This window comes from Streptomyces sp. NPDC059989 (genome assembly GCF_042736975.1).
Classification (GTDB): domain Bacteria; phylum Actinomycetota; class Actinomycetes; order Streptomycetales; family Streptomycetaceae; genus Streptomyces.
The window spans coordinates 367,596-389,578 of the sequence record NZ_JBHWUO010000001.1 but is presented as its reverse complement, the minus strand read 5'-3'; the positions used below and the strand labels follow the sequence as shown (position 1 = coordinate 389,578).

16 protein-coding genes are annotated in these 21,983 nt (G+C 71.7%); 9 read left to right on the top strand and 7 right to left on the bottom strand.

Annotated elements, in window-relative coordinates; genetic code table 11:
* Nucleotides 1–279: 279 nt before the first annotated feature.
* Together ACFWBN_RS01830 and ACFWBN_RS01825 are read left to right on the top strand one after the other, a co-directional pair.
* Nucleotides 280–1,005 (top strand): hypothetical protein, encoded by a 726-nt coding sequence (locus ACFWBN_RS01830; protein ID WP_385168883.1) that lies wholly within the window; start codon nucleotides 280–282, stop codon nucleotides 1,003–1,005.
* Nucleotides 948–2,258, top strand: a complete 1,311-nt coding sequence (locus ACFWBN_RS01825; protein WP_385168881.1) for a sensor histidine kinase — start codon at nucleotides 948–950, stop codon at nucleotides 2,256–2,258. Before ACFWBN_RS01830 ends, ACFWBN_RS01825 begins: the two co-directional genes overlap by 58 nt.
* A 106-nt stretch (nucleotides 2,259–2,364) precedes the next feature.
* Here ACFWBN_RS01825 and ACFWBN_RS01820 read toward each other — a convergent pair whose 3' ends face one another.
* On the bottom strand, nucleotides 2,365–4,449 hold the full coding sequence (locus ACFWBN_RS01820) for a PhoX family protein (RefSeq protein ID WP_385168878.1): 2,085 nt from the start codon (nucleotides 4,447–4,449) through the stop codon (nucleotides 2,365–2,367).
* Between the two features lie 296 nt (nucleotides 4,450–4,745).
* Here ACFWBN_RS01820 and ACFWBN_RS01815 point away from each other — a divergent pair, with 296 nt between their 5' ends.
* Nucleotides 4,746–6,296, top strand: a complete 1,551-nt coding sequence (locus ACFWBN_RS01815) for a VWA domain-containing protein (protein ID WP_385168875.1) — start codon at nucleotides 4,746–4,748, stop codon at nucleotides 6,294–6,296.
* Nucleotides 6,297–6,359: 63 nt separating this feature from the next.
* Here the strand turns inward: ACFWBN_RS01815 and aspS are convergent, their stop codons facing one another.
* Nucleotides 6,360–8,177 (bottom strand): aspartate--tRNA ligase, encoded by a 1,818-nt coding sequence (gene aspS / locus ACFWBN_RS01810; protein ID WP_385168872.1) that lies wholly within the window; start codon nucleotides 8,175–8,177, stop codon nucleotides 6,360–6,362.
* 136 nt (nucleotides 8,178–8,313) lie between these two features.
* Here aspS and ACFWBN_RS01805 point away from each other — a divergent pair, with 136 nt between their 5' ends.
* Nucleotides 8,314–10,491 (top strand): SpoIIE family protein phosphatase, encoded by a 2,178-nt coding sequence (locus tag ACFWBN_RS01805; RefSeq protein WP_385168869.1) that lies wholly within the window; start codon nucleotides 8,314–8,316, stop codon nucleotides 10,489–10,491.
* 40 nt (nucleotides 10,492–10,531) lie between these two features.
* Nucleotides 10,532–11,602, top strand: coding sequence for an AI-2E family transporter (locus tag ACFWBN_RS01800; protein ID WP_385168866.1), 1,071 nt, complete (start codon nucleotides 10,532–10,534; stop codon nucleotides 11,600–11,602).
* 28 nt (nucleotides 11,603–11,630) lie between these two features.
* Here the strand turns inward: ACFWBN_RS01800 and ACFWBN_RS01795 are convergent, their stop codons facing one another.
* A complete protein-coding gene (locus ACFWBN_RS01795; protein ID WP_385168864.1) occupies nucleotides 11,631–12,638 on the bottom strand; it encodes a pirin family protein in 1,008 nt (335 codons plus the stop codon).
* A 159-nt stretch (nucleotides 12,639–12,797) separates the two neighbouring features.
* Nucleotides 12,798–13,262, bottom strand: a complete 465-nt coding sequence (locus ACFWBN_RS01790) for an SseB family protein (RefSeq protein WP_385168862.1) — start codon at nucleotides 13,260–13,262, stop codon at nucleotides 12,798–12,800.
* A 175-nt stretch (nucleotides 13,263–13,437) separates the two neighbouring features.
* Here ACFWBN_RS01790 and ACFWBN_RS01785 point away from each other — a divergent pair, with 175 nt between their 5' ends.
* The 3 genes from ACFWBN_RS01785 (at nucleotide 13,438) to ACFWBN_RS01775 (ending at nucleotide 17,509) form a co-directional block, all read left to right on the top strand.
* On the top strand, nucleotides 13,438–15,264 hold the full coding sequence (locus ACFWBN_RS01785; protein ID WP_385168859.1) for an acyl-CoA dehydrogenase: 1,827 nt from the start codon (nucleotides 13,438–13,440) through the stop codon (nucleotides 15,262–15,264).
* A gap of 120 nt (nucleotides 15,265–15,384) precedes the next feature.
* Entirely contained in the window at nucleotides 15,385–16,116 is a 732-nt protein-coding gene (locus tag ACFWBN_RS01780) for a hypothetical protein (protein WP_385168857.1), read from the top strand.
* 100 nt (nucleotides 16,117–16,216) lie between these two features.
* Nucleotides 16,217–17,509: a M18 family aminopeptidase gene (locus ACFWBN_RS01775; RefSeq protein ID WP_385168854.1), complete on the top strand. Its 1,293-nt coding sequence runs from the start codon at nucleotides 16,217–16,219 to the stop codon at nucleotides 17,507–17,509.
* A gap of 26 nt (nucleotides 17,510–17,535) precedes the next feature.
* On the opposite strand, the gene ACFWBN_RS01770 is transcribed toward ACFWBN_RS01775, so the two are convergent.
* The 3 genes from ACFWBN_RS01770 to ACFWBN_RS01760 all read right to left on the bottom strand — a co-directional run bounded on the left by ACFWBN_RS01770 (nucleotide 17,536) and on the right by ACFWBN_RS01760 (nucleotide 21,325).
* On the bottom strand, nucleotides 17,536–19,380 hold the full coding sequence (locus ACFWBN_RS01770; RefSeq protein WP_385168851.1) for an NHL domain-containing thioredoxin family protein: 1,845 nt from the start codon (nucleotides 19,378–19,380) through the stop codon (nucleotides 17,536–17,538).
* A gap of 97 nt (nucleotides 19,381–19,477) precedes the next feature.
* Nucleotides 19,478–20,410: a hypothetical protein gene (locus ACFWBN_RS01765; protein WP_385168848.1), complete on the bottom strand. Its 933-nt coding sequence runs from the start codon at nucleotides 20,408–20,410 to the stop codon at nucleotides 19,478–19,480.
* A gap of 111 nt (nucleotides 20,411–20,521) precedes the next feature.
* Entirely contained in the window at nucleotides 20,522–21,325 is an 804-nt protein-coding gene (locus ACFWBN_RS01760; protein WP_385168844.1) for a hypothetical protein, read from the bottom strand.
* 32 nt (nucleotides 21,326–21,357) lie between these two features.
* On the opposite strand from ACFWBN_RS01760, the gene ACFWBN_RS01755 reads away from it, so the two are divergent.
* The gene (locus ACFWBN_RS01755) at nucleotides 21,358–21,852 is read left to right on the top strand and encodes an LURP-one-related/scramblase family protein (protein WP_385168841.1); all 495 of its coding nucleotides are present in this window, start codon (nucleotides 21,358–21,360) and stop codon (nucleotides 21,850–21,852) included.
* Nucleotides 21,853–21,983 lie beyond the last annotated feature (131 nt).

Below are 21,983 nucleotides of genomic sequence, written 5' to 3'. Positions count from 1 at the left end.
ACCGCAACCCGTACCGCTCAATCCCCATGGGGCGCCATAAATCATGCAGTCCCGGCCGACACCCCACCCCGGCCCCGGCACCGGCCCCCGCGAAGCCCCTGCCAGGGACACCCCCGAGCCCCCCGCCAGGGGACCGGCCGGAGCCAAACCCAGCCCCGCCGGCGATTGAGGCGCGGGGTGCAGGGCGGAGCCCCGGCGGAGCCCCGGCGGAGCCCCGGCGGGTCGCTCGGATGGGCCTGTGCTCGCGCCGCGCCCGCAGCGCCGGGAGAGCATCGGAGCATGCGCATGCGCAGCCACCGCGCCCTGGCCGGAACCGCCCTCGCCGTCATGCTCGCGGCAGCGCCCGGCTGCGCCGACGTCCAAGGGCTGCGCAGCGAAGGCGACCTCGGCACCGTGCACGCCCCCCAGAGCCTGTGGAAGAACATCCGCCCCGCCCCACCCGACCCCGACCAGAAGCCCGGCACGGCCGCCGTCGTGCCCGGCCTCCCCAAGGTCCCCCGGGACAACGGCATGCGCGGCGTGAACGCCCTCGCCGTCGTGCGCGCCGACATCACCTCCGCCACCGCCCAGGACGGCGGCACCGGCCGCCTCGTCGACCCCCGGGCCGTCCAGCGGCTCGCGCTCTGCACACAGGCTGTGGACGGCGGCCCCGACTGCCCGGTGCGCCCCGGCGTCCTGCACGACCTCACCGGCAACGGCCGGGAGGAGCTGATCACCGCCCTCGACATCGACGGCCGCCTCAGCGAGCTGCGCGTCTACACCGTCCAGGACGACGGCTCCATCGCCCGCGTCCTGTCCCGCCGCGCGGTCCTGGAGGGCGTGGAGGTGGCCGCCGAGCACCTGGCGGTCCGCGAGCCCACCTCGAACCCGAAGTACGTCGCCGTCTCCGACTACGTCTGGGACCCGCAGGCGGGGATCATGAACCTCTCCCAGCTCACCCTCGACGAATGCCCCGCCCTCTCGGACACCTCCCCGGCCGGGGACGGACCGCGATGCACGCGCTGAGCAGCCTCCGCTGGAAGATCGCCCTGACCACCACCATGGTGTGCTGCATGGTCGCCGCCGCGCTGGGGATCCTCGTGCACAACGTGGTCTCCCGGCAGATCGTCGGAGAGGTCCGCAAGGAGGTGAACACCCAGCTCGACCACGCCCTCGGCCACTACGAGTACGGCACCACGCACGGCGACGTGAACATCGCCCTCGACCCGCCCGACCTCCCCCGCCCGCTGCGCGACCTGGTCGCACGCGGCCGGACCGGCAGCATGGTCGGCGAGCACGACGACAAGCCCGTCATGTGGGGCGCCGCCCCCGCCGACAAGAAGGCCCTCGCGGTCTGGATCCCGTACGAGAACACCCGCAAGCGGCTCCGCGACATCGACACCGCGATCCTCGCCTCCTCGGTGCTCGCGGCCGGAGTGGTGGCGCTGGCGGGCCTGTTCCTCGCCAACCGGATCAGCCGGAGGCTCGCGACCACGGCCGCCGTGGCCCGCCGGATCAGTGCCGGCGACCTGGATGCCCGGGTGGGCTTCCCGGCCGGCGGGGACACCGAGGACATACGGCCCGCCCGCTCGCGGGACGAGGTACGGGACGTGGCGCAGGCGCTGGACTCGATGGCCGGGTCGCTCCAGGACCGGCTGGAGGCCGAGAAGCGGTTCACCGCCGATGTCGCGCACGAGCTGCGCACCCCGCTCACGGGCTCCCTGGCCGCGGCCGCGCTGCTGCCGGAGGGCCGCCCCAAGGAGATGATCCAGGACCGGCTCAACGCCCTGCACCTGCTGACCGAGGACCTGTTGGAGATCTCCCGGCTGGACTCGGGCGTCGAACGGGCCGACCTGGCCCGGGTGGAGCTCGGCCGTGCGGTGCAGCGGGCCGTCGCCGGGACCCGGCTGGCCGCCGAGGTCACGGTGGTCCGGGACGCGGTGGTGCTCACCGACCGGCGCCGGCTGGACCGGATCCTGGCCAACCTGCTGGTCAACTCGCACAAGCACGGCCGGCCCCCCGTCGAGGTGACCGTGGAGGGCCCGGTGATCGTGGTCCGCGACCACGGGCCCGGCTACCCGCCCGAACTGATCGAGCAGGGCCCGCAGCGGTTCCGCACCGGCGATCCGGGCCGCGGGCGCGGCCACGGACTGGGGCTGACGATCGTGGTCGGCCAGGCGGCGGTGCTGGAGATCGCGCTGGGCTTCGCCAACGCCCCCGACGGGGGCGCGGTGACCACGCTCAGGCTCCCCGTCGGCAGGCTTCCGGAGGGGAGTTGAGCGGTTTGGCGGATTGGCGGGGAGTTGGCGCGTTGGACGCCCAAGGGGGCATGTTTCACGTGAAACATGCCCCCTTGGGTCAATCCGTCCGGGTCAACTCGTCCGGTCAGACGCCGATGTTCTTGCCGTCCTTGCGCCAGACCGAGACGACGGCCGGGCGGACGATCTTGCCGGGGCCGTCGGGCCACACCGACTGCGGCTTCTCGACGGACGCGCCGTCGATCTCGCCCGGGTGCTGGACGGAGACCAGGACGCGCTTGTCCTGGATCAGCGGGCCGCAGGTCTCGGCGCCGCGCGGCACGGTCAGGAACTGCTTGAGCTCACCGCGGCGCTCACCGGCGGTCGCGACACCGAACAGGCCGTCGTGGGAGCCGAGCTGGTTGCCGTCCGTGGAGATCCACAGGTTGCCGTGCGGGTCGAAGGCCACGTTGTCCGGGCAGGAGATCGGGCTGACCTTGTCCTTCGGGAAGCCCGCGAAGTAGGTCGCCGGGTCGTTCGGGTCACCGGCGACGAGGAAGAGCCGCCAGGCGAAGCCGTCGCCGGCCGGGTCGTCGAAGTTCTCGGCGAGCTCCAGGATCTGGCCGTGCTTGTTCAGGTTGCGCGGGTTGGCCTCGGTGGCGCCTTCCTTGCCCGGCTTGCCGCGGTCGGTGTTGTTGGTCAGCGCGATGTAGACGCGGCCGGTGCGCGGGGAGGGCTCGACGTCCTCCGGGCGGTCCATCTTCGTGGCGCCCACCTTGTCGGCGGCCTGGCGCGTGAAGACGTACACCTCCTCGGCGGTCATGCCCTCGACGTGCGAGACGTTGCCGGTGGCGAGCTTGATCCAGACGCCGGAGCCGTCGAACTCGCCGTCGGCGGGCAGCTTGCCGGTGCCGTCGAGCTGGGCGGCCGGGGAGTCGCCGGTCAGCTTGGCGACGTAGAGGGTGCCCTCGTCGAGCAGCGTGAGGTTGTGCTCCTTCGCCGCGCGCGAGTTGCCCTTCTTCATCTGCTTCGAGGAGACGAACTTGTAGAAGTAGTCGAAGCGCTCGTCGTCGCCCATGTAGACGACCGGACGGCCGTCCTCGGTCAGGCGGGGCTGCGCGGCCTCGTGCTTGAAGCGGCCCAGCGCGGTGCGCTTGCGCGGGACGGAGTTCGGGTCGTACGGGTCCAGCTCGACGACCCAGCCGAAGCGGTGCGACTCGTTGGGCTCCTGCGCCACGTCGAAGCGCTTGTCGAACAGCTCCCACTTGCGCTCGGTGGCGCCGGCGGTCACGCCGTAGCGCTTCAGGCGGGCGGCGGCGGTCGGGTCGGTGACCTGGCCGGCGTTGCCGAAGTACTGGTTGAAGTTCTCCTCGCCGTGGAGGGTGGTGCCCCACGGGGTGGTGCCGCCGGCGCAGTTGTTGAGGGTGCCGAGCACCTTGGTGCCGGTGGCGTCGACGGAGGTCTTCAGCAGGGCGCTGCCCGCGGCCGGGCCGGTCAGCTTGAACTCGCTGGTGGCGGTCAGGCGGCGGTTGAGCTGGTGGCGGGTGACCGCGGTCAGCTTGCCGCTGCGGTGGTCCTCCTGGACGACGACCACGGACAGGCCGTGCGCGGCCCAGGCGATCTCGACCTGCTCGCGGGTCGGCTTGGCCGGGTCGTAGCCCTTGAACATGAGGATCTCGTCCGTGTACTCGTGGTTGGCCACGAGCAGCTGCTGGCGCTCGTAGTCGCCGCCGAGCGGGAGGAGGCTCAGGAAGTCGTTGTTGTAGCCGAACTGACCGGCCTGCGCGGCGGCGGTCTGCTTGTCGGCGTTGAAGGCCGGAGCACCCTTGAGGATCGGCTCGCCCCAGCGGATGACCACGTTCTGCTCGTGGCCCTCGGGGACGGTGACCTTGTCGTCGGTGTTCGGCGCGACGGGCTTGAAGCGGAGGCCGCGGGCGGCCTCCCCCTTCTTGGCCGCGGCGGCCTCGGCCTCGCCGGCGGGGGTGGCGTTGGCGGTCTGGCCCGGGCCGCTGAGCGCGACGGCGGTACCGGCGGCGGTCGCGACCGTCACGACGGCGGCGGTACGCAGCATTGCGCGGCGGGAGTAGGCGCGGGCTATGACATCGCCCGCGTACTCGTTGTCGCTGGTGTTCGGCACCTCGTGGAAGCAGGCGTCGCCACAGCGGTAGCGGCAGGTGAGAGCGGAACGGCCGCTCCCATGCGGGTTGCCGATGAGCGGCAGGAGCTTGCGCACGAGTGTCCTCCGAGTAGCTGCATGAGCGCCGACAACGTGTCGGAAACGATCCAGCGTGAGGCTAGGGGCGGGTTGCGCCGAAGCGGCGGCGGACGGATGAACGCCCGGTGAACCCGGCACGTCGGGGCGGCAGTTCGGGGGCCGGTACGGCTGTGCTGGGTAGCCGGACGCCACGAAAGGCGCCCCTGCCGAAGTTCCAGCCGGGCGGCCGATAACCTTACGTGTCCACTCTGGGCAGGGATCATCCGCGCAGCACGGACAAATGACGCACGCATCTCATGCGAAAGGCCTGGCCCATGGGTATTCGGAGCTTGTTGCGCAAGGTGTTCGGACGGTCTGCGGAACCCGTTCCGGGGACGTCGGACGCCCCTTCTGCGGCCCTCCCGAGCCAGTCGGAACGCACGCCTCTGGACGCGGCGGCCGAGTTGGTGGCGGCGTCCTTCGACAATCCCACCGTTCCACCGCAGTCCGCACCGCGGGACCGCGAACCGGGCACGGTCCTCACGGCACCGGCCCCCGACCCGGCGCCGGCCCAGTCCCCGGACCCCACGGTGCCGGAAGCGCGTCGGCCCGTCCCGGCGGGTCCGCAGTCCCCCACCGAGCCGGCGGCTGCCGCCACGGTGGCGGAGCCCGAGGTCTCGCCGGAGGCGCAGGCGGAAGCCCCGGCGGAGCCCGAGGCCGAGCCCGCGGCTGCCGAGACGGCGCCCGAGGTCGTGGCCGCCGAGACCGACACCGCCCCCCGGGCGGAGCCGGAGCCGGTGGCCGCAGAGGCCGAGGTTGCCGCCCCGGCGGCGGAAGCCCCGGCCGAACCCGTGGCCGCGGCCGCGGAGGCCCCCGCGCCGGAGGCACAGGAGGAGGCCGAGACGGAGGTCGAGGCCGAGCCCGTGGCCGCCGAGACCGAGCCGGAGCCGGTGGCCGCCGAACCGGAGCCGGAGCCCGTCGTAGCCGAGGCCGAGCCCGAGCCCGAGCCGGAACTCGTCGTTGCCGACGCCGAGCCCGTCGTTGCCGACGCCGAGCCGGAGCCGGAGCCCGTCGTGGCGGAGCCGGAGCCGGAGCCCGTCGTAGCCGACGCCGAGCCCGTCGCCGCCGAGCTGGAGCCGGAGCCCGTCGTCGCCGAGGCCGAGCCTGAGCCGGTCGTAGCCGAGGCCGAGCCGGAGCCGGAGGTAGTGGCCGCCGAGGCCGACGCCGCCGGTCCCGCGCACAGCGCCGCAGGCGTTCGGCGGCGGGCGCCCGGGCTGGCCGGGGCGTACAAGGCCGCCGGGCAGGTGCTGCGGGGCAAGGACAAGGCCGGGGCGCGCGCCAAGGTGTACCTGGTGCTGGACCGCTCCGGGTCGATGCGCGGGTTCTACAAGGACGGCAGTGCCCAGCACCTCGCCGACCACGCCCTCGCCCTCGCCGCGCACCTCGACGAAGAGGCGACCGTGCACACGGTCTTCTTCTCCACCGAGGTGGACGGCACCGCCGAGCTCACCCTGGACGACCACCAGGACTGGGTCGAGGCCCGTCACGCCGAGCTCGGCCGAATGGGCCGCACCAGCTACCACGTGGCCGTCGAGGCCGTCGTCGAGCGCTACCAGAAGGACGGCGGCGAGGGCCCGGCCCTGGTCGTCTTCCAGACCGACGGCGCCCCCGACAACCGCCAGCCGGCCCGCCAGGCGATCGCCGAGGCGGCCACCGCCGCCCCCGGCATCCACTGGCAGTTCGTCGCCTTCGGCGACCACGAGTCCAAGGCCTTCGACTTCCTGCGCAAGCTGGACGCCGAGAACGCCGGGTTCTTCCACGCCGGCCCCGCGCCCGCGGAGCTGACCTCGGCCGCCCTCCTCAAGGGCATCCTGGAGCGGTTCTAGCCGATACGAACGGAAGGGCCCGGGATCCGACGAGGATCCCGGGCCCTTCCGTTCGGCTCACGCCTAGCGCGCAGCGTCCGGGTGGACGGCCTCCGCGATCGGCTTCGCGTCCGCCGGCTTCGTCTCCACCGGCTTGCGCAGCGCGATGTTCAGCTCGCGCAGGCGGGACTCCTCCAGCACCGTCGGCGCGCCCATCATCAGGTCCTGGGCGTTGCCGTTCAGCGGGAAGGCGATGGTCTCGCGGATGTTCGGCTCGTCGGCCAGCAGCATCACCATGCGGTCCACGCCCGGGGCGATGCCGCCGTGCGGCGGGGCGCCGAGGCGGAACGCGCGCAGCATGCCCGCGAACTCCCGCTCGACCGTCTCGGCCTCGTAGCCGGCGATCTCGAAGGCCTTCAGCATGACCTCGGGCTCGTGGTTGCGGATGGCACCCGACGACAGCTCGATGCCGTTGCAGACGATGTCGTACTGCCACGCCAGGATGTCGAGCGGGTCCTTCTCCTCCAGGTCCTTCATGCCGCCCTGGGGCATGGAGAAGGGGTTGTGCGAGAAGTCGATCTTGCCGGTCTCCTCGTCCTTCTCGTACATCGGGAAGTCGACGATCCAGCAGAACCGGAAGACGTTCTCCTCGAACTGGCCGGCGCGCTTGGCGGCCTCGACCCGGACCGGGCCCATGATCTTGGAGACCTCTTCGAACTCGCCCGCGCCGAAGAACACGGCGTGGCCGGGGACCAGGCCCAGGCGCTCGGTGAGGACCTTGACGTTCTCCTCGGTGAGGAACTTGGCGATCGGGCCGGTCAGGGCACCGTCCTCGCCGACGCGGACCCAGGCCAGGCCCTTGGCGCCCAGCGAGATCGCGTACTCGCCGAGGCCGTCGAAGAACTTGCGCGGCTGCCCGGCGGTGTCCGGGACGGCCAGGGCGCGCACGTGCTTGCCGGCGAACGCCTTGAACTCCGAGCCCTCGAAGACGTCGGTGATGTCGACGAGCTCCAGCTTGGCGCGCAGGTCGGGCTTGTCGTTGCCGTACTTGAGCATCGACTCGCGGAACGGGATCCGCGGGAAGGGCGAGGTGACCTCGCGGCCCTTGCCGAACTCGGTGAAGATCTCCGTCATCAGCCGCTCGATGGGCTGGAAGACGTCCTCCTGCTCGACGAAGGACATCTCCACGTCGAGCTGGTAGAACTCGCCCGGCGAGCGGTCGGCGCGGGCGTCCTCGTCGCGGAAGCAGGGCGCGATCTGGAAGTACCGGTCGAAGCCGGAGATCATCAGCAGCTGCTTGAACTGCTGCGGGGCCTGCGGCAGGGCGTAGAACTTGCCCGGGTTCAGGCGGGACGGCACCACGAAGTCACGGGCGCCCTCGGGGGAGGTCGCGGTGAGGATCGGGGTCGCCATCTCGTTGAAGCCGAGGGCCACCATCTTCGAGCGGATCGACGCGATCACGGCCGAGCGCAGCATGATGTTGCGGTGCATGCGCTCGCGGCGCAGGTCGAGGAAGCGGTACTCCAGGCGCCGCTCCTCGTTCACACCGTCGTCGGTGTTGATCGTGAAGGGCAGCGGGGCGGCCGCGCCGAGCACCTCGACCGCGGCGGCCTCGATCTCGATCTCGCCGGTGGGCAGCTCGGGGTTGATGTTCTCGGCGCCGCGCGAGACGACCTTGCCGTCGATCCGGACCACCGTCTCCTTGGACAGCTTGTCCAGGGCCTCGGCGGCCGCCGTACCGGGGCGGGCAACCAGCTGCGTGATGCCGTAGTGGTCGCGCAGATCGATGAAGAGGATGCCGCCCAGGTCTCGACGATTGTGCAGCCAGCCGCTCAGCCGGACGTCGGTGCCGACGTCAGAGGCGCGGAGCTCGCCGCAGGTGTGGGACCTGTACCGATGCATCAGTCATCCAGTTCTTCGCGATACCAAGGTGGATTCAACCGTCCCAAGGTTACCGTCCGGGCGAGGCACCGCGCGGGCACGCCCGGAGCGGGCGGCGAACAGGCACGTCAGTGGGATGACCTGTAAAGATGACCAGGTGCGCACCGAGGACGTCCTGGCCGCCATCGCGACGGGCCTGTGGCGATGGGACAACGCCTCCGGGACGGTCACCCTCGACGGCGAGGCCGCCCGGCTCCTCGGGCTGCCCGCGGAGCCCATAGTGCTCCCGGAGGTCGCCGTACGGTCGAGGTTCCACCCGGTGGACTGGAACGAGATCAACGGCATCGTCAACCTGGCCGTCGCCGAGGACACGCTCGCCGAGGCCCGGCTGCGGATCATGGACGAGGACGGGCGGGTCCTGCGGACCGTGCGCAGCCGTTCGAAGCCGCTGGAGAACCGGACGCCCGACGGCCGCGTCGACTACGAGCTGATCGGCACCCTCCAGGAGATCGCCGAGCCGCAGCCCGGCACCACGGCCGCGCACACCCCGATCACCGGCGACTGGCGGCGCTCCCGCGAGGCCTTCCTCCTCGACGCCGGCCGGGCGCTGGCGGAGGCCCGCTCGACGGCGGAGGTGCTGCGGGTCGCGGCCTCGCTGTCCATGCCCGGCTTCAGCCCGGACGGGCTGGCCGTCTTCGGCGTGAACGGGGACCGGCTGTCGATCATCGGGCACCACGGGCACGACGCCGGGGACGAGAGCCCCTTCGCGGACATGCGGCTGGAGACGGACTACCCGGCCGCGGAGGTCGTGCGTACCGGCCGGGCGATCTACCTCCCCAGCCCCGAGGACTACAAACGGCGCTTTCCGGCCACCTGGCCGCTCGCCCAGCGCTTCGGGCGGATCTCCTGGGCCTTCCTGCCCCTGATCGTCGCCGGGCGGACGATGGGCGCCTGGATGGCCGCCTTCAAGCACCCGGTGTCCTTCTCCCCGGACGAGCGGTCCGTCCTGACGACCGTGGCCCGGATGCTGGCCCAGGCCCTCCAGCGCGCAGGGGTGGCCGAAAGCGAGCGGGAACTCACCACCGGCCTCCAGCGGTCGATGATGCCGCAGCTCGGCCCGGAGATCCCCGGCATGCAGATCGCGGCCCGGTACGTCCCGACCGGCGGCGGGCTCCAGGTCGGCGGCGACTGGTACGACATGATCCCGCTGCCGTCGGGACGCTTCGCCCTGGTCATCGGCGACGTACAGGGCCACGACGTCCGCGCGGCCGGGCTGATGGGCCAGCTGCGGATCGCGGTACGGGCCTACGCCTCGGAGGGCCACCGCCCCGACGCCGTGCTCTCCCGCGCCTCCCGCTTCCTCGTCGGGCTGTGCTCCCCCCAGGAATCGGACGCGTACGAGGACGACGACTTCCAGAGCCCGCGCTTCGCAACCTGCCTGTACGTGGAGTGCGACCCCCGCACCGGCATGCTGGAGGTGGCCCGCGCCGGCCACCCCGACCCCGCGATCCGGATGACGGACGGCACCGTCCTGATGCGCCCCACCGCGGGCGGGCTCCCCCTCGGGATCGTCCCCGACACCGACTACCCCACCACCCGGTTCACCCTGGAACCCGGCGAGACGATGATGCTGTGCACCGACGGGCTCATCGAGACCGGCGGGCACGACCTCGACACCGGCTGGGCCCGGCTGCGCGCCATCCTGGAGTCCGACCCCGAAGAGTCCGGGACGACGGGGCCGGCGGCCGGGCACCTGGAGCGCCTGGCCGACCTGCTGGTCCAGGCCGTCCACGGGCCCTCCTCGCACCACACCACCGGCCCGCTGGCCGACCGCCGCGAGGACGACATAGCCGTGGTGCTGCTGTGCCGCGAGGGCGAGGGCTGCGGCTGCGGCACCCCGCTGCTGCACCCGGCCCGGCCGGCCCGCCGCACGATGCTGACCGTGGCCCAGGCCGAGCCGGAGCGCATCGCGGGCGCGCGCCGGCAGATCCGGGAGCTGCTGCACGACTGGGCCGACGAGGAGCAGGTGGACTCGGCGGTGCTGATGGTCTCCGAGATGGTGACGAACGTACTGATGCACACCGACGGCGACGCCCTGCTGATGGCGGAGGCCGTGGGCGAGCTGGGCGGGCGGCGGCTGCGCATCGAGGTCGCGGACGCCAGCGACGAGCTCCCGCACAAGCGGCACCCGGGCGAGATGGCCTCCAGCGGACGCGGGGTGCTGCTGATGGAGATGCTGGCCGACACCTGGGGCGTGGACCCGCAGGGCGAGGGCAAGTCGATCTGGTTCGAGCTGTACGAGCGGTCCAAACCGGATTCCGACCCGCTGGACTGACCCCCCGGGCGGCGGGCGGCGGGCGTGCTTGGATACAGCCGTGCCGACTCCCCTGCTGCCCGAGCCCGTTCGGCGACTCGCCGCCTGGTGCGCCGTCGTCCTCCTCGTCACCGCCGTGCTGGCCCTCGTCGTCTGGCTGTGCACCGTCTTCCGGACGGTCGTGACGCCCGTGCTGCTCGCCGTGCTCGGCACGGCCCTGCTCGGTCCGATACACCGGCGGCTGGTGCGCATGAAGGTCAACCGCTCGCTCGCCGCGGCCCTCACCTGCCTCGCCGTGCTCGCCGTCGTCGGCGGGGCCTCGTACGTCGTGGCCCTCGCGCTCATCGAGACCGGCGACCAGATCATCGACGCGCTGCGGCGGGCGGGGAAGAGCGTGGCGGAGCACTTCGGGGCGCTCGGCACCTCGGTGGAGGACGTCGCGAAGAACTCCAAGGACCTGCTGGCCAAGTTCGGCGGCACGGCCGCCTCGGGCGTGGTCGCCGGGCTCAGCGTGGTCGGCACCATGATCGCGACGGCGCTGCTGGCGCTCGTGCTGATCTTCTTCTTCCTGCGCGACTCGGACCGGGCGGTGGGGACGCTGCGCTCGCTGGTCCCGAGCCGCTCGGGCGACCTGATGGAGGCCATGGGACGGCGCGCCTTCGAAGCCGTCGAGGGCTTCATGCGCGGAACCACCTTCGTGGCCCTGGTCGACGCCGTGCTCATCGGCGCCGGTCTGCTGGTGCTCGACGTGCCGGGTGCGGTGGGGCTGGCCGCCCTGGTGTTCGTGACGGCTTACATCCCCTACCTCGGCGCCTTCCTGTCGGGCGCCGTGGCGGTCCTCGTCGCCCTCGCCGACCGGGGCTGGGTCATCGGCCTGTGGGCGCTCGGGCTGGTGCTGATGGTGCAGATGATCGAGGGGTACGTGCTCCAGCCCATGGTGCAGAGCCGCACCGTGCAGATGCACCCGGCCGTGGTCATGCTGGCCATCACGGCCGGGGCGAGCGTCGCCGGGATCCTCGGGATGCTGCTCGCGGTACCGCTGACCGCGGCCGCCTTCGGGGTGGTCTCGGAACTACGGGCCCGGTACGCCGCCGACGCGACGCCGCCCGGACCCGCGGCGGAAACCCCTTAGCCGGCTCTTGGCTGCCCGTGGGCGGCTGTCAGCCGGTCTCCTCCTCGTCCACCGTGCCGGTGCCCCGGTGGCCCAGCCCGGTCCGCGCGGTGGTCGGGATGGTGCCCAGCCGGCCCGCCTGGAAGTCGTCGAAGGCCTGCTGGAGCTCGTGCTTGCTGTTCATGACGAACGGCCCGTAGTGCGCCATCGGCTCCCGGATCGGACGGCCGCCGAGGAGCACGACCTCCAGGTCAGGGGCGTTGGAGTCCTGGGACTCGTCCGCCCGCAGCGTGAGCGAGCCGCCCTCGCCGAAGACGGCCGTCTGCCCGGTGTGGATCGGCCGGCGGTCCTCGCCGACCGAGCCGCGTCCGGCCAGTACGTACGCCAGGGCGTTGAAGTCCTCGCGCCACGGCAGGGTGACCTGCGCTCCCGGGGTGACGGTCGCGTGGATCATCGTGATCGGGGTGTGGGTGATGCCCGGGCCCTGGTGCCCGTCCAGCTCACCGGCGATCACGCGGAGCAGGGCGCCGCCGTCCGGGGTGGACAGCAGCTGGACCTGGCCGCCGCCGATGTCCTGGTAGCGCGGGGGCATCATCTTGTCGGAGGCCGGGAGGTTGACCCACAGCTGGAGGCCGTGGAACAGCCCGCCGGACACGACGAGGGACTCCGGCGGGGCCTCGATGTGCAGGAGGCCCGAACCGGCCGTCATCCACTGCGTGTCGCCGCCGTTGATGACTCCGCCGCCGCCGTTGCTGTCCTGGTGGACGAAGGTTCCGTCGATCAGGTACGTGACGGTCTCGAAGCCGCGGTGGGGGTGCCAGGGGGTGCCCTTCGGCTCGCCCGGCGCGTACTCCACCTCGCCCATCTGGTCCATCATGATGAACGGGTCGAGGTACTGGTAGTTGATCCCCGCGAACGCGCGGCGCACCGGGAATCCCTCGCCCTCGAACCCACCGGGAGCGGTGGTGACGGCCAGCACCTTGCGCGGGACGACCACCGCCTGCGGCTCGGCCACTCGGGGGAGCGTCAACGGGTTCTCAACAGTCACTGCGGGCATGGTCAGGACCTCCTTCTGCTCCGAGTTTAGTTGAAACTCGAACTTTCTGCCACACCCCACAGAACAGAGCAGGCCCCGGGGGCATTCCCCCCGGGGCCTGGAACCGTCCGACCTGCGGCAATGACGTCCAGCGTCTAGCCGTCCGCGCAGCAATGGCGCCTAGCCATACATGCGGCGCATGGCGTAATCGACCATCTGCTCGACCGCCTTCGCGTCGAAGACCATCCGGTGGTCGCCCTCCATGTCGAGGACGAAGCCGTAACCGGTGGGCAGGAGGTCGATGACCTCCGCGCCGGTGATCACGAAGTACTTGGACTCCTTGCCGGCGTACCGGCGCAGCTCCTTGAGCGTGGTGAACATCGGGATGACCGGCTGCTGGGTGTTGTGCAGCGCCAGGAAGCCCGGGGTGTCCCCGCGCGGGCAGTAGACCTTCGAGGTGGCGAAGATCTGCTGGAAGTCCTCGGCGGACAGGGACCCGGTGGTGAACGCCCGCACCGCGTCCGCGAGGGAGGGCGGGGACGGCTCGGGGTACAGCGGCGGCGCCTGCGCGTAGCCCTGCGGGGGCTGCTGGGGCTGCGCGTACCCCTGCTGCTGGGCACCCGGGTTCTGGTCGTAGCCGTACATGGGGCGAAGCCTACCGACCGGCCCCAACCCCCAGGGCACGCAATCGCGCCACGCTTGACCCTGGTCACAGTCGGCGCGGAAGGGTTGCCGTTATTACCCGTGGGTAGCATCATGTTGTTACCGATTGGTATGTACGAGGAACCTGTCTCCCCGAACCTTTAACGGAGCCGTCGCCATGGGGCACTACAAGTCGAATCTCCGCGACATCGAGTTCAACCTCTTCGAGGTGCTCGGCCGCGACAAGCTGTACGGCACCGGTCCGTTCGAGGAGATGGACACCGAGACCGCCAAGGACGTCCTGTCCGAGATCGCCCGTCTCGCCGAGAACGAGCTGGCCGAGTCCTTCGCGGACGCCGACCGCAACCCGCCGGTCTTCGACCCGGCCACCAACACCGCGCCGGTCCCGGCCTCCTTCAAGAAGAGCTACGAAGCCTTCATGGACTCGGAGTACTGGCGCCTGGGCGTGCCCGAGGAGATCGGCGGCACCACCTCGCCCCGCTCCCTCATCTGGGCCTACGCGGAGCTGCTGCTCGGCTCGAACCCGGCCATCTGGATGTACTCCTCCGGCCCGGCGTTCGCCGGCATCCTCTTCGAAGAGGGCAACGAGGCGCAGAAGAAGGTCGCGCAGATAGCCGTCGAGAAGCGCTGGGGCTCCACCATGGTCCTCACCGAGCCGGACGCCGGCTCGGACGTGGGCGCCGGCCGCACCAAGGCCGTCCAGCAGGACGACGGCTCCTGGCACATCGAGGGCGTGAAGCGCTTCATCACCTCCGGTGAGCACGACATGGAGGAGAACATCCTCCACTACGTCCTCGCGCGCCCCGAGGGCCACGGCCCGGGCACCAAGGGCCTGTCCCTCTTCCTGGTCCCGAAGTTCCACTTCGACTGGGAGACCGGCGAGCTGGGCGAGCGCAACGGCGTCTACGCCACGAACGTCGAGCACAAGATGGGCCTCAAGGCCTCCAACACGTGCGAGATGACCTTCGGCGACCAGCACCCCGCCAAGGGCTGGCTGATCGGTGACAAGCACGACGGCATCCGCCAGATGTTCATGATCATCGAGTTCGCCCGCATGATGGTCGGCACGAAGGCCATCGCGACCCTGTCGACGGGCTACCTGAACGCGCTGGAGTACGCCAAGGAGCGCGTGCAGGGCCCGGACCTGGCCAACTTCATGGACAAGACCGCGCCCAAGGTCACCATCACGCACCACCCCGACGTGCGCCGCTCGCTCATGACGCAGAAGGCGTACGCCGAGGGCATGCGCGCCCTCGTCCTCTACACCGCCTCCGTCCAGGACGAGATCCAGCTCAAGCAGGCCGCGGGCGAGGACGCGTCCTCCCTGGTCGGCCTGAACGACCTGCTCCTGCCGATCGTGAAGGGCTACGGCTCGGAGAAGTCGTACGAGCAGCTCGCGCAGTCGCTGCAGACCTTCGGCGGTTCCGGTTACCTGCAGGAATACCCGATCGAGCAGTACATCCGCGACGCCAAGATCGACACCCTCTACGAGGGCACCACGGCGATCCAGGGCCAGGACTTCTTCTTCCGGAAGATCGTCCGCGACCAGGGTGCCTCGCTGAACGTCCTCTCCGAGACGATCAAGAAGTTCCTGGCCGAGGCCGTCGGCGGCGAGGAGCTGGCCGGTGCCCGCGACGCGCTCGCCAAGGCCGCCGTGGACCTGGAGGCCATCGTCGGCCAGATGATCGTCGACCTCACCGCCACCGGCGAGGACGTCAAGAACATCTACAAGGTCGGCCAGAACACCACCCGCCTGCTGATGGCGTCGGGTGACGTGGTCGTCGGATACCTGCTGCTCAAGGGCGCGGCCGTGGCCGCCGAGAAGCTGGCGACGGCCTCCGCCAAGGACGTCCCCTTCTACACGGGCAAGATCGCGGCCGCGAAGTTCTTCGCGGGCGAGGTCCTCCCGGGCGTCTCGGTCCAGCGCGCGCTGGCCGAGGCCGTCGACAACTCCCTCATGGAGCTCGACGAGGCCGCCTTCTAGGCTGCGCACGCCGACTGTGAGCGGCCGGGCCCTCCCGCACGGGGGCCCGGCCGCCGCCGTATCCGGGCCCGTGTCCTGCGGCTTTCCCCGTTGTCGGTCCTTCATGGGACTCTCGTAGCTATGAGTCCACAGGAGCAACAGCGCAGCAGGGGGTATTCCGTCCCCACCGGGCGGCCGTACGCCCTCAAGGAGCTCCAGGCGAACGTGGGCGCGCTCGGCGACCGGGTCACCGACCTGTACGACGGCGCCCACCCCGCCGAGTACGACGGGATCGCCGACGCCCTGTACGTGGCCTTCCAGACGGCCGCCGCCCTGGCGCCCGCCAAGAGCTACACCGGCTGCCCCGAGCACCCCAACGGCGCCCTCGACCCCGAGGCGCCCGAGGGCTGGGGCCGCTGCCTCATCTGCAACGACCGGCGGCGGCTCGGGCAGCGCCTCCAGGGCGGCCGCGCGGCCGCCCCCGCGCAGGGCGAGCAGCGGCGCCTCGGGTACCCCGTTCCGGAGGGCCCGTACACCCTCGACGGGCTGCGCCGGTACCTGCGGACCATCGACGAGCAGCGCTTCCACCTGACCCTCGGCTCCCCCGACCAGGACTTCGTCCGCATCGCCGACGATCTGCACCGCGCCTTCATCGTCGCCCGCGAACTGTCCCGGCCCCGCAACGCCTCCGGCTGCTCCGAGCACCCCGGAGCACCCATAGACCCCGACGCGCCTCCCGGTGAGGCCTGTATCTTCTGCGCCGGACGCAAGAGACGCGCGCAGCGCTCCGCGCAGACCCCGGAGATGCTCCCGCGCATCCGCCGGGGCGAGCGCAGACAGCTGCAGCGCCGATTCGAGCGCCCGCCGGGCTGAGAATCGACAGGACCGCCACACCACAGGCGCGGGACCAGTCCTCTCGGCCATCCGCCGCAGTCCGGCCATGGCGAACACGACCGTCGTTAAGGTGAACCACATGAGCTCTCCCGCCCGCTTCGACCGCGGCCACACCGACGATCTGATGACCTTTTTGACGGCCAGTCCGTCGCCGTACCACGCCGTGGCCAATGCGGCCGAGCGGCTGGAAAAGGCAGGCTTCAGGCAGTTGTCGGAAACGGACGCCTGGGACGCGAGCACCGGGGGCAAGTTCGTGCTCCGCGGCGGCGCGCTCATTGCCTGGTACGTCCCCGAAGGCGCGGCGGCGCACACCCCGTTCCGGATCGTCGGCGCGCACACCGACTCCCCCAACCTGCGGGTCAAGCCGCTGCCCGACACCGGCTCGCAGGGCTGGCGGCAGATCGCCGTCGAGATCTACGGCGGGACCCTGCTCAACACCTGGCTCGACCGCGACCTGGGCCTGGCCGGCCGGCTGACGCTGCGCGACGGCACCGAGCGCCTGGTGAACGTGGACCGCGCACTGCTCCGCGTGCCCCAACTGGCCGTGCACCTGGACCGGTCGGTGAACACCGACGGCCTCAAGCTGGACAAGCAGCGGCACATGCAGCCGATCTGGGGTCTGGGCGAGGTCCAGGAGGGCGACCTGATCGCCTTCCTGGAGGAGGAAGAGGGCCTGCCCCAGGGCTCGGTGGCAGGCTGGGACCTGATGGTCCACTCGATCGAGCCGCCCGCCTACCTCGGCCGCGACCGCGAGCTGTTGGCCGGCCCGCGCATGGACAACCTGCTGTCGGTGCACGCGGGCGTCGCGGCGCTGGCCGCCGTCTCCACGGCCGGCGGGCTGGACCACATCCCGGTGCTCGCCGCCTTCGACCACGAGGAGAACGGCTCCCAGTCGGACACCGGCGCGGACGGCCCGCTCCTTGGGAACGTGCTGGAACGTTCAGTCTTCTCGCGCGGCGGCTCGTACGAGGACCGCGCGCGGGCCTTCGCCGGCACCATCTGCCTGTCCTCGGACACCGGCCACGCCGTGCACCCCAACTACGCGGAGCGGCACGACCCCTCGCACCACCCGCGCGCCAACGGCGGCCCGATCCTGAAGGTCAACGTCAACCAGCGCTACGCGACGGACGGCAGCGGCCGCGCGGTGTTCGCGGGCGCCTGCGAGCGGGCCGGCGTGCCGTGGCAGACCTTCGTCTCCAACAACTCGATGCCGTGCGGCACGACGATCGGCCCGATCACGGCCGCCCGCCACGGCATCCAGACCGTGGACATCGGCGTCGCGATCCTGTCGATGCACAGCGCCCGCGAACTGTGCGGCGCGGACGACCCGTACCTGCTCGCCAACGCCCTGGTGGCCTTCCTGGAGGGCTGAGCCCCCAGGAAGGCCCCACGCGGGCGTCACCCCTCGTCGTCGTCCATCCCCGCGAGGACGAGGGGCAGCCGGGAAGCGCCGTCGGCCGAGACCCGGACGGGCACGCCCCAGTCCTGCTGGTGGACGTGGCAGGCCGGGTACTCGTTGTCCGGGTCGTCGTCACACGAGGCCGCCATCGCGGAGACGTGCAGGACCCCCTCGGTGACGCCGTCCGCGAGGGCCAGCTCGCGGAAGAGGTCGGTCCCGGGCCCCTCCCCCGCCGCCAGCAACCCGGGCGGGGTCGAGGAGACCAGCAGGCGCGTCGAAGGCCCGTAGCGGGTGTCGAGCTTCTGCCCGCTCGGAGCCCGGAAGACCACGTCGAGGCGGAGCGTGCCGGGGGCCACCTCGGTCGCGGCCCGCTGCGTGCGGTGGGCCACGGACTCGACCCGTACGGCCTCCTCCGGGAGCCGCAGCCGGGTCAGCCGGTGGCGGGCCGACTCGACGACCACGATGTCTTCGCCGGCGAGCACGGCGTCGCTCGGCTCGCGCAGGTCGGTGGCGAGCGTCGTCACCTGCCCGGTCGCCGGGTCGAAGCGCCGCAGCGCGTGGTTGTACGTGTCGCACACCGCGACCGAGCCGTCCGGCAGGGCGGTGACCCCGAGCGGGTGCTGGAGCAGGGCCTGGCCGGCCTCCCCGTCGCGGTGCCCGAAGTCGAACAGCCCGGTGCCGACGGCGGTCCGGATCACGTAGCCGTCCGGGGTGTCCTCGACGTACCGCAGGGCGCTGGTCTCGGAGTCGGCGATCCACAGCCGGTCCCCGGCCGCCGCGAGCCCGGAGGGCTGGGCGAACCAGGCCTCGGCGGCGGGCCCGTCGTGCAGGCCCTCGTTGGTCGTGCCGGCGGCGACCTGCACGGTGCCCGCCTCCGGATCCCACGTCCACAGCTGGTGGACACCGGCCATCGCGATCCACACCCGGCCCTGCCACCAGGCCACGTCCCACGGCGAGGACAGGTCCACCTCCAGGGCGGGCCCGGAGGTGGGCGAGCCCTGCCACCACTGCCGCCCGGTCCCGGCGACCGTCTCCACGGCCCCGGTCGCGGGGTCGTAGGTGCGCAGCGCGTGGTTGACGGTGTCCGCGACGACGACCCGGCCGTCGGGCAGCATGGCCAGCCCCTGCGGCTCGCTGAAGCTCTGCGCGGTGAATCCGCGCTCCCCGCTCCCGATCCGCCGTACGACGCCCTCGCCGTCGGCGGCCAGCTCCACGAGCTGGTGCCGCGTCGAGTCCGACACCAGGAAGTTCCCGGAGGGCAGCAGGAGCGCCTTCCCGGGGAACCGCAGATCGGTCGCCACCGGCTCGGGGGCCACGTACGGCCCGTCACCGCGCCGCAGGGTGCCCTTGGCCTCGTGCTCGGCCTCCAGCTCCTCGACGAGCCGCGCGATGGCGTGCGCGTGCCCCTCGCCGGCGTGCTGCGCCACGATGTACCCCTCGGGGTCGATCACGACGAGCGTGGGCCAGGCCCGTACGGCGTACTGCTTCCAGGTCGCGAGCTCGGGGTCGTCCAGCACGGGGTGGTGCACCTCGTACCGCTCGACGGCATCGACCACGGCGGCGTGGTCGGCCTCGTGCACGAACTTCGGCGAGTGCACGCCGATGATCACGACGGTGTCCCGGTGCTTCTCCTCCAGCTCGCGCAGCTCATCGAGCACGTGCAGGCAGTTGATGCAGCAGAAGGTCCAGAAATCGAGGATCGCAATGCGTCCCCGCAGATCGGCGAGGGTGAGTTCTTTCCCGCCGGTGTTCAGCCAGCCGCCCTTGCCGATCAGCTCGGGGGCACGGAGACGGGCACGTCGGGGCGCGGGCGCGGGGGTGGGCGCCGGTGCGGCATCGTTCATGCTTCAAGCTTGCCATCCGCGCATGAACGCCCGGTCACGCCCGTACGACAACGCCCTCGGCGGGGGCCGCGGCCGGCTCGCGGCGGCCCCTGAGGGGTCAGCCGCGGGAGTACGAGCCGATGCCGACCAGGCAGTACACGTACTCGTTGATGACGGCGCCGTTGAGGGTGTAGCGGTGGGAGAAGGCGTACTCGGTCTTGGGGTAGTCGTCGCAGCGGTCCATGTCGGAGGTCATCGGAATGCTCCCGATCACCCGGTAGTGGGCGTCGGAGGCCGAGCAGGAGACCTCCTCCACGTCGTCGACGCGCTGCGCCGTCTCCGAGTCCGGCAGGGTCCCGTTGAGGCAGGTGCCCCGGTCGTACGGGGTGGGCGCGGCAGCGCTGGGCGCTGCGGGGGTGGCCGGGTACGTGCGGCTGTACGAGGGGCTGGGCGCGGGGTTGGGGCTGTAGGACGGGCTGGACGGGGTGTAGGACGGATACGGGGAAGGCATCCAGGAACTGGCCGTCGAGCTGGGTGTCTCCGTCGCCGTGGCCGTGGGCGTGGACGTCGAGGAGGCCGACGCCTTGCTGTCGGTGTCGTCTCCGGAGCCGACCACGACGAGCCCGATGATCACGGCCACCAGGACCCCGACCGCCACCAGGCAGCCGGCGGCGCCCTTCCTGGCGGGCTGTCCGGACTGCGGCGGGCCCGCGGCCCCGGCCGCCGGCCAGCCCGGGACCTGGGACTGCACCTGGGTCGGGGCCTGGTCCTGGCGGATGTACGGCGAGGGGGACCGTATCGGCGTAGGGGCGGGGGCGGGTGTCGGAGCAGGGGCGGGTGTCGGGGCGGGTGTCGGAGCCTGGGCCGAGCCGGCCACCCTGATCCGCGCCAGCACCTCCTGACCGCCGACCCGCGCCCGCACCAGCTCACCGTCCCGCGTCCCGGACGGAATGCGCAGGCGGGCGGGCCCGCTCGGGAGCGTCACGGTCAGGATCACCCCGTAGGCGGCCTGTTCCGGGGTGATCGTTAAGTCGAGTTCCTGCGACGACACCAGAGGCTCCTAGGGGCGAGGGGGCGCAGCCGTCGGACGGCCCTCCTCGCAGTGTGCCGAAGCCCCACAGCCTGACGCAGGCATTCCGCCAACCCCGGATCAGGACGGGGATCAGGCCAGGAAGGAACGCAGCGAGCCCGTGAGCGCGGTGACGAAGGCGTCCTGGGTCCCGGCCGGGAGCAGGTCCAGGGAGAGGTACGGGTTGAGGTCCTCCAGCTCGACCAGGAGCAGCTCGCCGGAGGGGGCGCGGCAGGCGTCCACCCGCTGGATGCCGTGGCTGAGGGTGTTCCACTCGATGAAGGTGCGCGCGAAGGCCAGGTCCGCCCCGGTCGGGTCGTAGGACCGCAGCTCCCAGCGGCGGTCCGGGTCCGGGGCGTACAGCGCGTACTGGAAGGCGTCGTCGACGAAGTAGAAGGACACCTCGTAGGCGAAGTCGATGCGCGGCTGGATGAGGATCTCCCCGGCCTGGCCGGACGGGGTCGCGGTGAAGGTGAGGCCGATGGAGTCGGCACCCTGCTTGGGCTTGACCGCGTACGAGGGGACCTGCGGCAGCTCCGACAGCCGGGCCGGGTCGTCGACGGTCGGAATGACCGGGTAGCCGGCGGCCGTCAGGTCGAGGAGGTACTGCTTGCCCGCCATGTCGCCGCGGCCCGTGAGCGGGTTGTAGACTCGGGTCCCGGCGGCGAGCGCAGCCGCGCGGAAGGAGTCGTACGCCTCCTGGTAGTGCAGGACCGGCCCGCTGTTGCGGACGATCACGGCGTCGAAGCCGCCCGCCATGAGGGCCTCCGCGTCCCGCGGATGGCACAGGGCGAGCGGGAAGTGCTCGCGCAGGCGGGAGGTGAGGACTATGTCCTCGTCGCAGTAGCGGCGGCCGCGCGCCGGGTACGCCAGGTCGGTCACGTAGAGCAGAGGCATGCGGGCAACCTATCGCGGGCACGGATCAGCGCATGAAATACCTCGTACGGGACAAAATGCTGGCCATCGGGGACGACTACTGGATCGAGGACGAGGAGGGCCGCCACGCCTTCCTCGTCGACGGGAAGGCCCTGCGGTTCCGGGACACCCTGGAGCTCAAGGATCCGGACGGGCGGATCCTGATCACCCTGCGGGAAAAGCTGTTCGGCTTCCGCGACGCGATGACGCTGGAGCGGGACGAGCTGCGGCTCGCGGTGATCCGCAGGAAGCGGCTCTCCCTCCTGCGCAACCACTACCGCGTCACCCTGGTCGAGGGCACCGAACTCGACGTCAGCGGGCGGATCCTGGACCGGGAGTTCAAGGTCGAGTACGAGGGCGAGCTGCTCGCGCTGATCTCGCGCCAGTGGTACCGGATCCGCGAGACGTACGCGGTGGACGTGATCCGGGACGACGCGGACGCGGCGCTCCTGATCGCGGTCGCGGTGTGCGTGATCCGCATGGCGGAGAAGGAGCGGGAGGAGGCGTAGCCGCCCTGGCGAAGCCCGGCTCCGCCGGGACCTGGGGCTCCGCCCCGGACCCCGCGCCTCAAACGCCGGCGAGGCTGGATTTGGCCCGCCTGGGCCTGCATGTGCGCGTAGCGCAACCTTCCGCCAAGGCG

Coding starts and splice junctions, on each gene's coding strand:
- ACFWBN_RS01825 (WP_385168881.1), top strand. CDS start 948: ATGCCCCGCCCTCTCGGACACCTCCCCGGCCGGGGACGGACCGCGATG.
- ACFWBN_RS01785 (WP_385168859.1), top strand. CDS start 13,438: ATGGGGCACTACAAGTCGAATCTCCGCGACATCGAGTTCAACCTCTTC.
- ACFWBN_RS01755 (WP_385168841.1), top strand. CDS start 21,358: ATGAAATACCTCGTACGGGACAAAATGCTGGCCATCGGGGACGACTAC.
- ACFWBN_RS01830 (WP_385168883.1), top strand. CDS start 280: ATGCGCATGCGCAGCCACCGCGCCCTGGCCGGAACCGCCCTCGCCGTC.
- ACFWBN_RS01780 (WP_385168857.1), top strand. CDS start 15,385: ATGAGTCCACAGGAGCAACAGCGCAGCAGGGGGTATTCCGTCCCCACC.
- ACFWBN_RS01760 (WP_385168844.1), bottom strand. CDS start 21,325: ATGCCTCTGCTCTACGTGACCGACCTGGCGTACCCGGCGCGCGGCCGC.
- ACFWBN_RS01795 (WP_385168864.1), bottom strand. CDS start 12,638: ATGCCCGCAGTGACTGTTGAGAACCCGTTGACGCTCCCCCGAGTGGCC.
- ACFWBN_RS01815 (WP_385168875.1), top strand. CDS start 4,746: ATGGGTATTCGGAGCTTGTTGCGCAAGGTGTTCGGACGGTCTGCGGAA.
- ACFWBN_RS01770 (WP_385168851.1), bottom strand. CDS start 19,380: ATGAACGATGCCGCACCGGCGCCCACCCCCGCGCCCGCGCCCCGACGT.
- ACFWBN_RS01790 (WP_385168862.1), bottom strand. CDS start 13,262: ATGTACGGCTACGACCAGAACCCGGGTGCCCAGCAGCAGGGGTACGCG.
- aspS (WP_385168872.1), bottom strand. CDS start 8,177: ATGCATCGGTACAGGTCCCACACCTGCGGCGAGCTCCGCGCCTCTGAC.
- ACFWBN_RS01775 (WP_385168854.1), top strand. CDS start 16,217: ATGAGCTCTCCCGCCCGCTTCGACCGCGGCCACACCGACGATCTGATG.